Origin of the sequence: Streptomyces sp. NPDC006510, assembly GCF_040611955.1 — a bacterium.
Taxonomy (GTDB): domain Bacteria; phylum Actinomycetota; class Actinomycetes; order Streptomycetales; family Streptomycetaceae; genus Streptomyces.
The window spans coordinates 1-13,823 of record NZ_JBEXPH010000204.1 but is presented as its reverse complement, the minus strand read 5'-3'; the positions used below and the strand labels follow the sequence as shown (position 1 = coordinate 13,823).

Genomic DNA, 13,823 nt, shown 5'->3' with positions numbered 1-13,823 from the left:
CGGGGCCGTCTGCGCGGGTGGGCGGTGTGGGGGTGGCGGTGTTGCGTTATCAGGGACAGGAGGCGGCCGGGCCGGGCCGCAGCGGACCGGGACGGTCCGACGCGGCCGGCGACGATCACGGAGGAATCACCATGGGCCGCCCGACCGAGGTGTCCGACGCACCCGCCGCACCGGCCACCGGCGGAAGCTGGGACCTCCGCTCCCGGGCCCTGGTCTCCGGGGTGCCTGCCGCCGGGGCCTCGGGGCCTGCCGGGGCCTCGGGTCCTGCGGGGTCGGTGGGACCAGTGGGGCCGACGGGGTCGGCGGGGCCGGTGGAACCGGTGGGCTCGGTGGAACCGCCCTCGGAGCCCTTCGAGCCTTCCGAATCCTCGGAGTCCTCCGAGCCCTCCCGCGCCCCCGAGATCGCGCGCCCCGCTCCGGCGCGTCGGCTCAACGCCTCGCGCCGCGGCCCCGTCGACCCCGTGAAATCGCTGATGCACCGGCACCGCGAGCTGTGCGAGCGGGCCGTCGACCCGCTGGAGGTCGCCGCCGGGCTCGAAGCACATGGCGTCACCGACCGCACCGCCGCCCGCTACCGGCACCGCGATGTCTTCTCGCTCGCCGAGGAACTGTTCGCCCGGGTACCCGGCGTGGCGGCGGAGTCCGCAACAGGCCCCGCCGCGCCGGAGCGTGACATCGCGACGCGCGCCGCCTGGTCGCTCCGCGCGCTGCTGCCGGGCGCCGCCTGCATCGCGACCGCCGGCGCACTCAGGCTCACCGAGGGAACGCTCGACGGCCGGGCCCGGCTCGCGATAGCTGTGGCCGGAACGCTCCTCGCACTCATCGGGCTCGCCCTCGGCCTGCGCAGCGGCCCCCTGCACGCCGAAGGCCGCTCCTCGGGCATCGCCAACGTGTACGGCTGCTGGCTCCTCGGCTACGTCATGTACGGCGAACCGCTGCTCGACCAGGTGCTCAGCGGCGGCCCCGAAGGCCCCTGGGAAATCACCCCCGCACCGCTGCTGGGCCTGGCCCTCTCCCTCGCCCCGGCCACCTGGTGCGCCCACCTATTCTCCGTACACGCGCACCGCAAACTCATCGGCAGCCGCGCACTGGAGGAGTTCGCCGCAGGTGTGCGCCCCCTGCTGTTCGGGGCCGTCGCCCTACATCTGTGCGCCCTTGCCGGTCTGCTCCACCTCGCGCACCTGGGGTACGGGGGCGGCGGAGCGTTCGTCGGGGCGGCCGCGCTCGGGGTGCTGCTCCTGCTGGCCCGACTGCTGACCGTGCACGGGTTTCCCGAGCTCGCCGCCGGCGGACTGGCCGTCGCCTGTGCGGTCGAGGCCCTGGCTCCCGCGCTGGTGCTGGCCGGGCGGCTGCCCGGTCTGCACTTCCTCGCCCACCCCGTCGACGTCCTCGTCATGGCGTCCGGCACCGGATCCGTACCCGCCGTCGCATGCGGTGCCGCCGCGCTCGGACTGCTGATCGCCGCCACCGTCGTCCTGTCCCGGGCGTCCGCCCACACCACCGCCCGGCCGGGCGATGAAGGCCCGGCCGCGGCGTAACCACAGCCGTACCACTGCCACAGCACGCCCCGCGGAGCCGACGCCGCGGGTCATTGCCCCGCAACCGCACCTCACTTCTCAAGGAGACACCGGACATGACCCCCCAATCCCCTTCACCGGCAGCTCGCCGTCGGCGCCGAGGGGGCGCGCGATGAGGGTGCTACTGCTCGGAGCCAACGGATTCCTCGGCCGGTTCGTGGCCGACCGCCTGCTCGCCGACCCCGCCGTGCATCTCACGGCACTCGGCCGCGGCGACGACGCCGACGTACGGTTCGACCTCGCCAGCGGCAGCCCCGGCGCGCTGACCCGCTTCCTGGACGCCGTCCACCCGGGGGTCGTGGTCAACTGCGCGGGCGCCACCCGCGGCGGGGCCCGCGATCTCACCCGCCACAACACCGTTGCCGTCGCCACGGTCTGCGAGGCGATGCGGCGCAGCGGCTGCAAGGCCCGGCTCGTCCAGGTCGGCTGCTCCTCGGAGTACGGGCCCTCGCAGCCCGGCTCGTCCACCGCCGAGGACGCGATCCCGCGCCCCGGCGGCCCGTACGGTGTCAGCAAACTCGCCGCCACCGAACTCGTCCTCGGCTCGGGCCTCGACGCGGTCGTGCTGCGGGTCTTCTCCCCGGTCGGCCCGGGCACCCCGGCCGGTTCCCCGCTCGGCAGGCTCGCCGAGGCGATGCGCCGGGCCATGCAGTCCGGCGACGGCGAGCTGAAGCTCAGCGGCCTCGGCGTGCAGCGCGACTTCGTGGACGTACGCGATGTCGCGCGCGCCGTGCACGCCGCCTCGCTCTCCGCCGCCCAGGGGGTCGTCAACATCGGCACCGGCCGCGCCGTGCGGCTCCGGGACGCGGCCGCCGTCCTCGCCAGGGTCGCCGGATACGCGGGCGCACTTCACGAACTCGACGCGCCCCCGCCCCGGCTGCCCATCGGTGCCCCGCGCACCTCGACCGAGTCGGTCATCGAGCACCTCTCGGCGACCCCGTCCCCCTACCCGGACGGCTGCGGCGCCTGGCAGCAGGCCGACGTCCGCACCGCCAGGGACCGGCTCGGCTGGCGTCCGCGGATCAATCTGGAGGAGTCCCTCGCCGACATCTGGATGGAGGCGGCGTGCCGCATCTGACCAGCACCGGAACGGCCCGCCGGACCAGCGGCGCCGAACAGCTCGGCTTCGGCGTGCCCGGTTACGCGCACCCGCTGCTCGCACCGACCGAATGGGCCGAACTCGCCCGCCCCGGAACCCCGCTCCACTGGGCCGTCCTCAACATCGACAACGGCCCCGGCGCCCGCCCCGATCCGCACTGCCTGGAAGCCGCGGGCCGGCTCCGCAACGCGCGGGAGCGGGCCGTGCACGGCGACGATCCACAGGACTGGGCCCGCGCGTCGGGCGGCCGGCTGCTCGGTCATCTCGATCTGGCCCACGGCAGCCGGCCCTTCGGGGAACTGATCGCCGACGCGCAGTCGTTCCTCGACTGGTACCGCGTCGACGGCTTCTATCTCGGCTGCTGCCCGGCCGAGCGCGCCCACCTCCCGGCGGTGCGCCGTCTCACCAGCACACTCGCCACGCTCCTCGAAGACGGCGACCGCCCGTACGGGGAGGGGAGCGGGCCGCTGGTGCTGGGTCTCGGTACCCATCCGTACCCCGGCTATGCCGAGGCCGCCGACCAACTGGTCACCTTCAGCGGACCGTGGACCGAGTACCGCTGGTCGCAGGTGGCGGAGTGGACCGCCTCCTATCCGCCGGAGCGGTTCGCGCACTTCGTCCACGGCGTTCCGCGCACCCACCTCGAAGAGGCCATGCGCATCGCCCGCTGGCAGGGCGCGGGCACGATCTTCTTCACGGATCGAGACGGTCAACACGGGCAAGCCGATCCATTCGCGGCGCTGCCCAGGTACTGGGACGAAATCGTCTCGCGGATCGGACCTGGTATCTCGGAATGAGCAGGGGCGTGACAGTGTTACGGCAAGAACAACCGTACGTAGCTGAAGTACGTAGAAACCGACCACCTGCATTGTTGAGGTTCCTGTGTCGCTGCCACCCCTGGTCGAGCCAGCTGCTGAGCTCACCGTCGACGAGGTCCGCAGGTACTCCCGCCACCTGATCATCCCGGATGTCGGGATGGACGGACAGAAGCGGCTGAAGAACGCGAAGGTGCTCTGTGTGGGCGCCGGCGGTCTCGGGTCGCCGGCCCTGATGTACCTGGCCGCGGCCGGCGTCGGCACGCTCGGAATCGTGGAGTTCGACGAGGTCGACGAGTCGAACCTGCAGCGCCAGATCATCCACAGCCAGTCCGACATCGGGCGCTCCAAGGCCGAGTCCGCCAAGGACTCGGTGCTGGGCATCAACCCGTATGTGAATGTTGTCCTTCACGAAGAGCGGCTCGAAGCCGACAACGTGATGGACATCTTCGCCCAGTACGACCTGATCGTGGACGGCACGGACAACTTCGCCACCCGCTATCTGGTCAACGACGCGGCCGTACTGCTGAACAAGCCGTACATCTGGGGCTCGATCTACCGGTTCGACGGCCAGGCGTCCGTCTTCTGGTCCGAGCACGGCCCCTGCTACCGCTGCCTCTACCCGGAGCCGCCGCCGCCGGGCATGGTCCCGTCCTGCGCCGAGGGCGGCGTGCTCGGCGTGCTCTGCGCGTCCATCGGCTCGATCCAGGTCAACGAGGCCATCAAGCTGCTCGCCGGCATCGGCGACCCGCTGGTCGGCCGACTGATGATCTACGACGCCCTGGAGATGCAGTACCGCCAGGTCAAGGTCCGCAAGGACCCCGACTGCGCGGTGTGCGGCGAGAACCCCACCGTCACCGAGCTCATCGACTACGAGGCCTTCTGCGGCGTCGTGTCCGAGGAGGCCCAGGAGGCGGCGCTCGGCTCCACGATCACTCCCAAGCAGCTCAAGGAGTGGATCGACGCGGACGAGAAGATCGAGATCATCGACGTCCGTGAGCCGAACGAGTTCGAGATCGTCTCGATCCCCGGCGCCAGGCTGATCCCGAAGAACGAGTTCCTGATGGGCAACGCCCTCCAGGACCTCCCGCAGGACAAGCGCATCGTCCTGCACTGCAAGACGGGTGTCCGCAGCGCCGAGGTCCTCGCGGTCCTCAAGTCGGCGGGCTTCGCCGACGCGGTGCACGTGGGCGGCGGCGTGATCGGCTGGGTCAACCAGATCGAGCCCGAGAAGCCGGTGTACTGAGCACGGCGCACTGAAACACCAGGTACGGCCAGGGCCTTTCGTTTGGATCATGCGAGTCCGGCCTGATCCGAACGAGAGGCCCTGAGGGGCCGGTCCGCACGGACCGGCCCCTTCGCCGTACCTCCGAAGCCGCCCTACGAGCAGGTCTTCCCGTCCTCCGGGACCATCCCGTCGAGGAAGTACGCGTCCACGGTCGACGTCACGCAGGTGTTCCCGCCGTACGCGCCGTGACCCTCGCCCTTGTTGGTGAGCATGATGCCCACGCCCTTGCCCAGTTCGTCCGCCATCTTCCGCGCACCCTCGTACGGCGTCGCCGGGTCACCGGTCGTCCCGACGACCAGGACCGGACCGGCGCCCGGAGCGCTCGCCTCCGGGTTGTCGTGCTCACCCTCCACCGGCCACTGCGAGCACCAGCCCGCCGTGTCCCACGCCAGGAACGGGCCGAACACGGGGGACAGCTTCCGGAACTCCGGCAGCAGCGCCCTGGCCTCGTCCGCCGTCGGCCGGAACTTGCTGTCCGCGCAGGAGATGGCGCGCTGCGAATGGTTCTGGGTGTCGTAGTGCCCCTTCTCGTCACGGCCGTTGTACGAGTCGGCCAGCTGGAGCAGCATGTTTCCGGTGCCGCTCTTCTCGGCCTCGTCCAGCGCCTGCGTCAGATACGGCCAGTTGCTCTTGGCGTAGAGCGGCATGACGATGCCGGTGACGGCCAGTGACTCGTTGAGCTCGCGGCCCGAACGGGTCGGCAGCGGCTTCCTGTCGATCCGCTCCAGCAGTCGCGTGATCCGCCGGGTGCCCGCCTTCGGGTCCTGACCGCGGTCCTTGAGGTAGTTCTCCAGCGCCCGCTGGAAGCCGGTCGCCTGGTTGCGGGCGTGCCCGATCGTGTCCGCGGTCGGGTCGACGACGGCGTCCAGGACGGTGCGTCCGACCTTCGAGGGGAAGAGGTGCGCGTAGGTGCCGCCGAGCTCGGTGCCGTACGAGATGCCGAAGTAGGTGAGCTTCTTGTCGCCGAGCACCCCGCGGATCACATCCAAGTCCCGGGCGGCGTTCGTCGTGCCGACGTACGGCAGGACCTTGCCGGAGCGGCGCTCGCAGCCGGCGCCGAAGTCCGCGCCGTCCTTCATGAACGCCGCCTCCTCCGCCGCCGTGTCCGGAGTCATGTCGGTCTTCCGGTAGGCGTCCTCCTGCTCCTTGTCGGTGCGGCAGCTCACCCCTTCGCTGCCCGCGACCCCGCGCGGGTCGAAGCCCACCAGGTCGTAGCGGGAGTTGAGGTTCCCGTACGAGCCGGCGGCGCGCGGCAGTATCGAGACCCCCGAACCGCCGGGGCCGCCGAAGTTGAACAGCATCGAGCCGAGGCGCCGGCCCGAGTTCCCGGCCTTCTTGCGGATCAGCGCGATCCCGATCGTCTCGCCGTCGGGCTTCGCGTAGTCGAGCGGCACCCGGACCGTCGAGCAGCGCCACTCGGACCCGGGCGCGCTCTCGCCCGCGCGGGCCTCGCAGCCCTTCCAGGCCAGCCGCTGGGAGGTGAGGGCCGCGGGCAGCCGGGGGGTGCCGGGCTGCCCGCCGGGCGCGGTGGACGGCCGGCCCGCCGGGGACGCGGCGTCGCGGTCCGTCCGGCCGGCCGGCTTGTCGTCCGTACCCCCGCCGCAGCCGGCGAGCAGCCCCGTCAGCAGAAGTGCGGTGCCGGCCAGAGCCCCGGCGCGTGCGTGTGCGGCCACGTGTGCGTCCTCCCCGATGTGCCTGTACTCACGACGTACAGAGGTGCCTGTACCTACGACGTACAGAAAGTCCGCCCATGCTAGGGCCTGTGCGGCGGACCATGGCCGGGCCGGGGGGCCGCCCGGTGCACACCGCTACTTGCAGACGGTCCCGGCCGCCGGAACCTTGCCGTCCAGCAGGTAGCCGCCCACCTCCTTCTGCACGCAGGCGTTGCCGCTGTTGTACGCGCCGTGCCCCTGGCCCTCGTACGTCATCTGCACGCCGACGCCCTTGCCCAGCGCGTCGGCCATCGCCTTCGCGCCCGCGTACGGCGTCGCCGGGTCGCCGGTGTTGCCGATGACGAGGATGGGGGCCGCGCCCGGGGCGCTGACGTCCGGGGTGTCCCAGGCGCCCGCCACCGGCCAGTCGGTGCAGGCCATCAGGGACCAGGCCAGATAGTCACCGAAGATCTTCGAGGCGGACCGGAACTCGGGGAGCTTGGCCTCGGTCTGGTCCGCGGTGAACCGCTGCTTGGAGTCGGCGCAGTTGATGGCGGTGTTGGCGGCCATCGAGTTGTCGTACCGGCCGTTGTCGGACCGGCCGTTCAGCGAGTCGGCGAGGGCGAGGAGCAGTGCGCCGTCGCCGCCGTCGGCCTCGTCCAGTCCCTGCTCCAGCAGCGACCAGGTCTGCTTGGAGTAGAGGGCGGCCGCGATGCCGGTGGTCGCCAGGGTCTGCGTCAGCTGACGCGAACCGAGTCCCGGGATCGGCTTCTTCTCCAGATTCGCGAGAAGATCGGAGATCCCCTGCTCGACCTCCTTCGCGGAGGTACCGGGAAGCTTGCAGGCGGCGCCGCGGTCGGCGCAGTCCTGGGTGAAGTTGTCCAGCGCGAGCTGGAACCCCTTGGCCTGGCCGAGCGAGGACTGCTCCGAGTTCTCCGTCGGGTTGATCACCGCGTCCAGCACCGACCTGCCGACGTTCTTCGGGAACAAGTGGGCGTAGACGCCGCCCAGTTCGGTGCCGTACGAGATGCCGAAGTAGTACAGCTTCTTGTCGCCGAGCACCTGGCGCATCAGATCCATGTCGCGGGCGGCGTCGGTGGTGCCTACGTGGGGGAGCTGCTTGCCGGAGTTCTTCTCGCAGGCCTGCGCGTATGTCTTGGTGTCCTTGACGAAGGTGTTCAGCTCCGCGCTGGTGTCCGGGGTGCCGTCGGTCTCGTAGCGGGCGTCGAGCTGTTTGTCGGTCTCGCACTCCACGCCGTCGCTGCGCCCCACGCCGCGCGGGTCGAAGCTGACCAGGTCGTAGCGGGAGCGGAGCTTGTCGTAGTCGGGACCGAAGGCGGGCAGGGTGGCGACACCGGAGGCGCCGGGGCCGCCGAAGTTGAAGATGAGGGAACCGATCCGCTTGTCCTGGTTCTTGGCCCTGGCCCGGATCAGCTCCAGCCTGATCGTCGCGCCATCGGGCTTCGCGTAGTCGAGCGGGGCCCTCATGAACGAACACTCCCAGGGGGTGCCGCCGGGCAGTGGGGTCGGCGCCTTTCCACCGCCCTGTGCCGCGGACGGGGCGGGGCAGGGCTTCCATGTCAGCTTCTGGGAAGCGAGGTCGCCGGAGCCGCTCGTCTCGGCGGCGTTCACCGCGAGCGGCGAGCTCTGCGGCCCGTCCGGGCCGTCCTTGTTGCCGCTCTCCGAGCAGGCGGTGATGGGCAGGAGCACGGTGACGGCGGCGGCCAGTGCGGCGGCGCGCAGGGCAGGGGAGGTCCTCATGGGCCCATGGTGCGGCGGGAACCCTGCCGCTGCACGGGACACCGGTCCAAGCGGGTGGCGGGCGGCCCCGCCGTCGCCCGACTGGCCTTGTGGACGGCCCCGTCCGGCGGCCGAGGCAGGGCCTGTTGGTCCTGCGGGCGGCCCCGCCCGGCGGCTGAGGGAGCGTCAGAGCTCGCCCTTGCGGGTCAGGTGGTTGAAGCAGAGCCAGCCGGGAAGCACCGGCAGCCACAGCGTCAGCAGGCGGTACAGCAGCACCGCGGGCGCGGCGACCTCCTTCGGCAGGCCGACCGCGATCAGACCCAGCGTCAGCGCGCCCTCGACCGCGCCCATTCCGCCCGGTGTCGGCGCCGCGGACCCCAGCGCATTGCCGGCGAGGAAGACCACCGCGATGCTGGCGTAGCTGAGATGCGGCACGTCCGGACCGCTGAACGCCCGGACCGAAGCGTCCAGACACATCACGAACAGGCCGGTCAGCAGCAGCATTCCGCCGATGCCGGTCAGCAGCTTCTGCGGCCGCTGCACCACGTCGAGCATGCGCGGCACGACTCCGGCGAACAGCGACCGCACCCGCGTCACCACGAACTTCCGCAGGAACGGGACCGCCGTCACCACCAGCACCAGCACGGCGACGGTCAGCAGCCCGGCGATCACCGTCCTGGACGGGGTGAGCGAGGACGGGGTCCTCTCGGTACCGGTCAGATAGCCGAAGGCCGCCAGCAGAAGGATGTGGCAGCCGAGACCGAACAGCTGCGAGGCGCCGACGCTCGCCACGGCGAGCCCCGGGCGTACCCCGGCCCGCTGGAGGAAGCGGGTGTTCAACGCGACACCGCCGACCGCGGCCGGGGCGACGATCTTCACGAAGGACCCGGCGACCTGCGCCAGTACCGTCTTGCCGAACGACACCCGCTCCGGAACGAAGCCCAGCAGGCTCATCGCCGCCGCCACGTAACTGAGGGCGGAGAAGCCGACCGCGGCCGCCACCCAGCCCCATTCCGCCTGCTCGACGACGGCCCCGAAGTCGGCCTGGGTGACCTGGGAGATGAGGAAGTACGCGGCGATCGCACCGGCGATGCAGCTGACCAGGGTGCGGGCCTTGATGCGTTCGAGACGCACCGGTTCGACCGGTGCCTGCGGCCGGATCAGCAGCACCTGCTGCCGCATCTGGGCGAGCAGATCCTCCTCGCGGGCCTCTTCCAGGGCGTCGTCCAGGGCCCGCTTCTCGGCCTGTTTCTGGGTGCGGAGAGCCTTGCGGTCGGCCTTGCGGTCGACGCCGGCACCGGTGGCCGTCGCGTCCGGGGCCTCGGACTCCGCCCCGTGTTCGTGCGCCCTGGCCCGCTTGGCCGCGTCCGACGCCTCCAGCACCGCCTCGCGCTCCCGCTGCGAGCGCTCCCGGGCGAGCCGGCGCAGGGCCGCCCGGGTGGAGCGGCTCAGCGCGATCGGCTGGAGCAGCGGCAGACAGTCCGCGACGGCGTCGGGACCGAGCACCTCCAGCGCCCCGGCCACGGCCCGCTCGGCGCCCACCCGCAGACCGGTTGTGGTCAGCAGCTGGGCGACATCCATCCGCAGGACCAGATCACCGGCCGCGATCTCACCGCCGCGCAGATCGGTGACGAACACCTTTCCGGAACGATCCGCCAGGATGGCGTCGCCGGTGAGTCTGCGGTGCGCGATCCGTCGTGACTGGAGCGCCTTCACCTGACGCCAGGCGCCGTGCAGCAGCTCGTCGGTGATCTCCGAGTCCTCCAGCGCGTCCAGGGAACGTCCGCCGATGTGCTCGTACACCAGCATCACGGCGTCGGGTCCGAGCTCGGACGTGGCGATCAGCTTGGGTGCGTTGGCCCCGGCGGCGATCGCCGCGTAGGCGAGCAGTGCCTCCTGTTCCAGCGCCTGGCGCAGCGACTGGATGGAGCGGCGCTGGGTGATGCCGCGCAGGGTGAGCCTGCGCCACACCCGGTAGAAGAAGCCCTGGGCCTGCTGCTCGCGGTCGACGACCGTGACATCGAGCGGTGGCCCGTCCTCCAGGGAGACCAGATAGCGGCGTCCCCGGTCGCTCTGGTCGCCCGAGTCGGGGGCGTCGTCGGCGCGCATCGCGCTGACCGGGCGGAAGCCGACACGGCGCAGACCGGCCATCAGATGCTGACCGGTCGGCCGTACGTTCGGCGAGCCGACCGCGTACAGCGTGCCGTACGCGACGGTCCAGCCGATCAGCACGGTGAGGACGATCGAGAACGGGGTCGTGTAGCCGCCGACCAGCATGGCGAACGCGTCGAGCAGCAGCACCACCCACAGCACGACCCGCCAGCGCGGCCGTCTCGCCATGCCGACCGCCGTCATATAGGCGATCACCGGCGCGAGATAGCCGTGCACGGGATCGGTGAGCGCGTCACCGGGCTGCGGCTGGGTCAGGGCGTCCTGGATGGTGCCGGGGGCGGACTTGGCGACCCAGAGGTCGGCGGCGAGCGTGACGCCGTGTGCCAGCACGGCGGCGAGCACCCCGTCGGCGATCCGCAGCCCGTCGCGTTTGATCAGCCGCTCGATGGCGAAGGCGACCGGGACGAGCAGCACGGCGATGCTGGAGACCAGACCGGCCATCTTGATCAGGATGTCGGGCGCCTGGCCGGTGCCCTTGTTGATGTCCTGTTCGAGACCGGTGGTCGTGCCGTGGGCGAACGCGGCGATCGCGAACAGCACGACGATCGCCAGGACCCCGATGAGGAGCCGCATGAGATCGGAGGGGCGGTGCACCCGGGCGGGGAGCAGCGGTTCGTCGCCCGAGACGCGCTCGGCCTGTTCCTCCGCGGCGGTCGAGAGCGTCGAGCCGGCCGGATGCCCGGGGAATTCCTCCCGCCCGGCACCGGGCTTTGCGGGCTTGTCGCCGGGCTTTGCGGGCCCGGTACCGGGCTTGCCGGCGGGTGTGCGGGACGCGTCGGGGCGCGGCTCGGCGTCAGGGGCGTCCGCCGCCTTCGATGGCTGCACGCCCTGCTCCTTCGTCGCCTCTGATTGGTCTTCGTGTTCTCGTATCACCGGTCACCGCCCGCACGATGGTGGCACGACCCGGCGACGGAGGGGGGCGTCAGGGTGCAAATGCACGGATACGCGAAGCGCAAGATACGCCCCTTTGCTCCCGCCCGCACACCCTGTGAGCGGGCGCACACGGACCGGGCCTGGATGTCGGTGGCGTACGGCAGGATGGGCCGGATGAGCCAACACCGGACGAGCGGCGACGGGACGAGCGACGACCGGACGAGCCACGCGTTGCCGGAGCACGCGGAGCGGGTCCTCGATGTCGCCGAGCTGATCCCGCCCGGCCGCGTCATGACGTACGGCGATGTCGCCGAGTGGCTGGACGAGGGCGGGCCGCGCCAGGTCGGCCGGGTCATGTCGCTGTACGGGGCCGCGGTGCCGTGGTGGCGCGTGGTGCGCGCCGACGGGGCGCTGCTCCCCGGCCACGAACTGCGGGCGCTGGACCACTACCGCGCGGAGAACACCCCGCTGCGCGAGGCCTCGCGCGGCGCGGAGGGCCATCTGCCGCGCCTCGACATGAAGCGGGCACGGTGGGACGGCGTCACCGCGGGCGGGGGCGCGGACCGGGACGAGGGCGGAGGTGCTCACATCTGACAGCTTCCGCCATCCGGGGGCACAGCGGGCGGCGCCGGGGCCGTCCGACGTACCGGCGTACAGGAAGTGACCCGCGACGGGACCTGTGACCTACGACGCGACGGGACCGTGGACGCATGGCGCGACCGGACCGTCGACATGCGGCACGACGGGGTCGTGGACATGCGGCGCGACGGCATCCGCGCCCCGGAACGTGACGAGGCACGCAGCGCACTCGTCCCGTATCGCGCCCCCGCTGGCGTAGCTTCGTAAGTTCGCGGCACGTTCCGCATCCTCACCATCAGTACACCCACCAGGACCGGCGACCCACGTGAGCTCCTCCTCCTTCACCCGGCACAGTCCGCACCGTCGGCCACGGCAGCGGGCCGCGGGCGCGTACCGGCTGGTGCGCACCCCGCCGGGCTCCGTGGACCCTCCTCTCCTGGACGCAGCACAACGCGCGGTGGTTGATCACCCCGGCGGCCCCCTCCTGGTGCTCGCCGGACCCGGCACCGGCAAGACGACCACGCTCGTCGAGGCGGTCGCCGCGCGCATCGCACGGGGCGGCGACCCGGCCCGTGTCCTGGTGCTCACCTTCAGCCGCAAGGCCGCCGTGGAGCTGCGCGACCGGATGGCCGCCCGCCTCGGCGCCGCCCGCGGCCCGCAGGCCACCACGTTCCACTCCTTCTGTTACGCACTGGTCCGCGCCCACCAGGACGCCGACCTCTTCGCCGAACCGATGCGGCTGCTCTCCGGACCCGAGCAGGACGTCACCGTCCGCGAGCTGCTCGCCGGCCAGCTCGAACTGGAGCGGGACGGCTTCGCGCACATCCGCTGGCCCGACGAGCTGCGGGCCTGCCTGACCACCCGCGGCTTCGCCGACGAGGTACGGGCGGTGCTGGCGCGCAGCCGTGAGCTGGGCCTGGGGCCGGACGCGCTGGCCGCCTTCGCCCGCCGCACCGGCCGGCCGGACTGGGGCGCCGCCGCCGAGTTCCTGGCCGAGTACCTGGACGTGCTGGACGCGCAGGGAGTGCTGGACTACGCGGAGCTGGTGCACCGGGCCGTGCTGCTCGCGGAGCGCCCCGAGGTGTCGGCGCTGCTCGCGGGGCAGTACGACGCGGTGTACGTCGACGAGTACCAGGACACGGACCCGGCGCAGGTACGGCTGCTGCACGCGCTGGCCGGCAACCGGGGGAGCGCACCGGGCGCCGGGGGCGGCCGGGACCTGATCGCCTTCGGCGACCCGGACCAGTCGATCTACGCGTTCCGGGGTGCCGATGTGAACGGCATCCTCGACTTCCCGGAGACGTTCCGGCGGGCGGACGGCGCCCCGGCCCCGGTCGGCGTGCTCACCACCTCGCGGCGTTCCGGCGGACAGCTGCTGGCCGCCACCCGGCTGCTCACCCGCCGGATGCCGCTGACCCGGCTGCCCTCGGCGAAGGTCCGCGCCCACCGGGAGCTCGCCGCGGTCCGCGAGGGCGGCAGCGTGGAGGCGTACACCTACCCGACCGCCTCCACCGAGCTCGACAACATCGCCGATCTGCTGCGCCGGGCACATCTGGAGGACGGCGTCCCGTGGAACGAGATGGCGGTGCTCGTACGGGCCGGAGGCCGCACGATCCCCTCGCTGCGCCGGGCCCTGACGTCGGCGGGCGTGCCCCTGGAGGTCGACGGGGACGACCTTCCGCTGCGCCATGAACCCGCGGTGGCCCCGCTCCTGACCGCCCTGCGCGCGGTCGCCACGGCGGCCCTGCGCCGGGGTGCGCCTGGCGCGGAGGAGGCTCCGGCGTCGGAGGGCGCCGACGCGGGGGCGGACGAAGACGCGGGGGAGGCTCCGGCGGTGGCGGAGGACGCGGAGGCGCCCTCCTGGCTGGACACCGAGACCGCCCTGGCCCTCCTCGCCTCCCCCCTCGGCTCCATGGACGCGGCCGACCTGCGCCGCCTCGGCCGGGCCCTGCGCGACGAGGAGCGGGCCGCCGGGAACCGCGTGCCGGCGCCCTCCGGCGACCTGCTGGCCCGAGCGGTCGCCGAGCC

Annotated in this window: 9 protein-coding genes; 6 read left to right on the top strand and 3 right to left on the bottom strand. The window is 72.3% G+C overall.

Annotation, left to right across the window (positions count from 1 at the left end):
* Positions 1-131: 131 nt before the first annotated feature.
* The 4 genes from ABZY11_RS37040 to moeZ all read left to right on the top strand — a co-directional run bounded on the left by ABZY11_RS37040 (position 132) and on the right by moeZ (position 4,737).
* Positions 132-1,538 carry a hypothetical protein gene (locus ABZY11_RS37040; protein WP_356483375.1) on the top strand — a complete coding sequence of 469 codons (1,407 nt, stop codon included), beginning with the start codon at positions 132-134 and terminating at the stop codon, positions 1,536-1,538.
* Positions 1,539-1,689: 151 nt separating this feature from the next.
* The gene (locus ABZY11_RS37035; protein WP_356483374.1) at positions 1,690-2,655 is read left to right on the top strand and encodes an NAD-dependent epimerase/dehydratase family protein; all 966 of its coding nucleotides are present in this window, start codon (positions 1,690-1,692) and stop codon (positions 2,653-2,655) included.
* A complete protein-coding gene (locus tag ABZY11_RS37030; RefSeq protein WP_356483373.1) occupies positions 2,643-3,473 on the top strand; it encodes a spherulation-specific family 4 protein in 831 nt (276 codons plus the stop codon). Before ABZY11_RS37035 ends, ABZY11_RS37030 begins: the two co-directional genes overlap by 13 nt.
* Positions 3,474-3,558: 85 nt before the next feature.
* Positions 3,559-4,737 carry an adenylyltransferase/sulfurtransferase MoeZ gene (moeZ, locus tag ABZY11_RS37025; RefSeq protein ID WP_356483372.1) on the top strand — a complete coding sequence of 393 codons (1,179 nt, stop codon included), beginning with the start codon at positions 3,559-3,561 and terminating at the stop codon, positions 4,735-4,737.
* 134 nt (positions 4,738-4,871) lie between these two features.
* On the opposite strand, the gene ABZY11_RS37020 is transcribed toward moeZ, so the two are convergent.
* The 3 genes from ABZY11_RS37020 to ABZY11_RS37010 form a co-directional block, all read right to left on the bottom strand.
* A complete protein-coding gene (locus ABZY11_RS37020) occupies positions 4,872-6,452 on the bottom strand; it encodes an alpha/beta hydrolase (protein ID WP_356483371.1) in 1,581 nt (526 codons plus the stop codon).
* A 135-nt stretch (positions 6,453-6,587) separates the two neighbouring features.
* Positions 6,588-8,192 (bottom strand): alpha/beta hydrolase, encoded by a 1,605-nt coding sequence (locus ABZY11_RS37015; RefSeq protein WP_356483370.1) that lies wholly within the window; start codon positions 8,190-8,192, stop codon positions 6,588-6,590.
* Between the two features lie 165 nt (positions 8,193-8,357).
* Positions 8,358-11,168: a lysylphosphatidylglycerol synthase domain-containing protein gene (locus ABZY11_RS37010; protein ID WP_356483369.1), complete on the bottom strand. Its 2,811-nt coding sequence runs from the start codon at positions 11,166-11,168 to the stop codon at positions 8,358-8,360.
* Between the two features lie 222 nt (positions 11,169-11,390).
* Between ABZY11_RS37010 and ABZY11_RS37005 the strand changes: the two genes are divergently transcribed.
* Both ABZY11_RS37005 and ABZY11_RS37000 read left to right on the top strand, forming a co-directional pair.
* A complete protein-coding gene (locus tag ABZY11_RS37005) occupies positions 11,391-11,810 on the top strand; it encodes an MGMT family protein (RefSeq protein WP_356483368.1) in 420 nt (139 codons plus the stop codon).
* A 310-nt stretch (positions 11,811-12,120) separates the two neighbouring features.
* Positions 12,121-13,823: ATP-dependent helicase (locus ABZY11_RS37000; protein ID WP_356483367.1), on the top strand; the 1,703-nt coding region annotated here is incomplete at its 3' end.

Coding starts and splice junctions, on each gene's coding strand:
- ABZY11_RS37040 (WP_356483375.1), top strand. CDS start 132: ATGGGCCGCCCGACCGAGGTGTCCGACGCACCCGCCGCACCGGCCACC.
- ABZY11_RS37005 (WP_356483368.1), top strand. CDS start 11,391: ATGAGCCAACACCGGACGAGCGGCGACGGGACGAGCGACGACCGGACG.
- ABZY11_RS37015 (WP_356483370.1), bottom strand. CDS start 8,192: ATGAGGACCTCCCCTGCCCTGCGCGCCGCCGCACTGGCCGCCGCCGTC.
- ABZY11_RS37035 (WP_356483374.1), top strand. CDS start 1,690: ATGAGGGTGCTACTGCTCGGAGCCAACGGATTCCTCGGCCGGTTCGTG.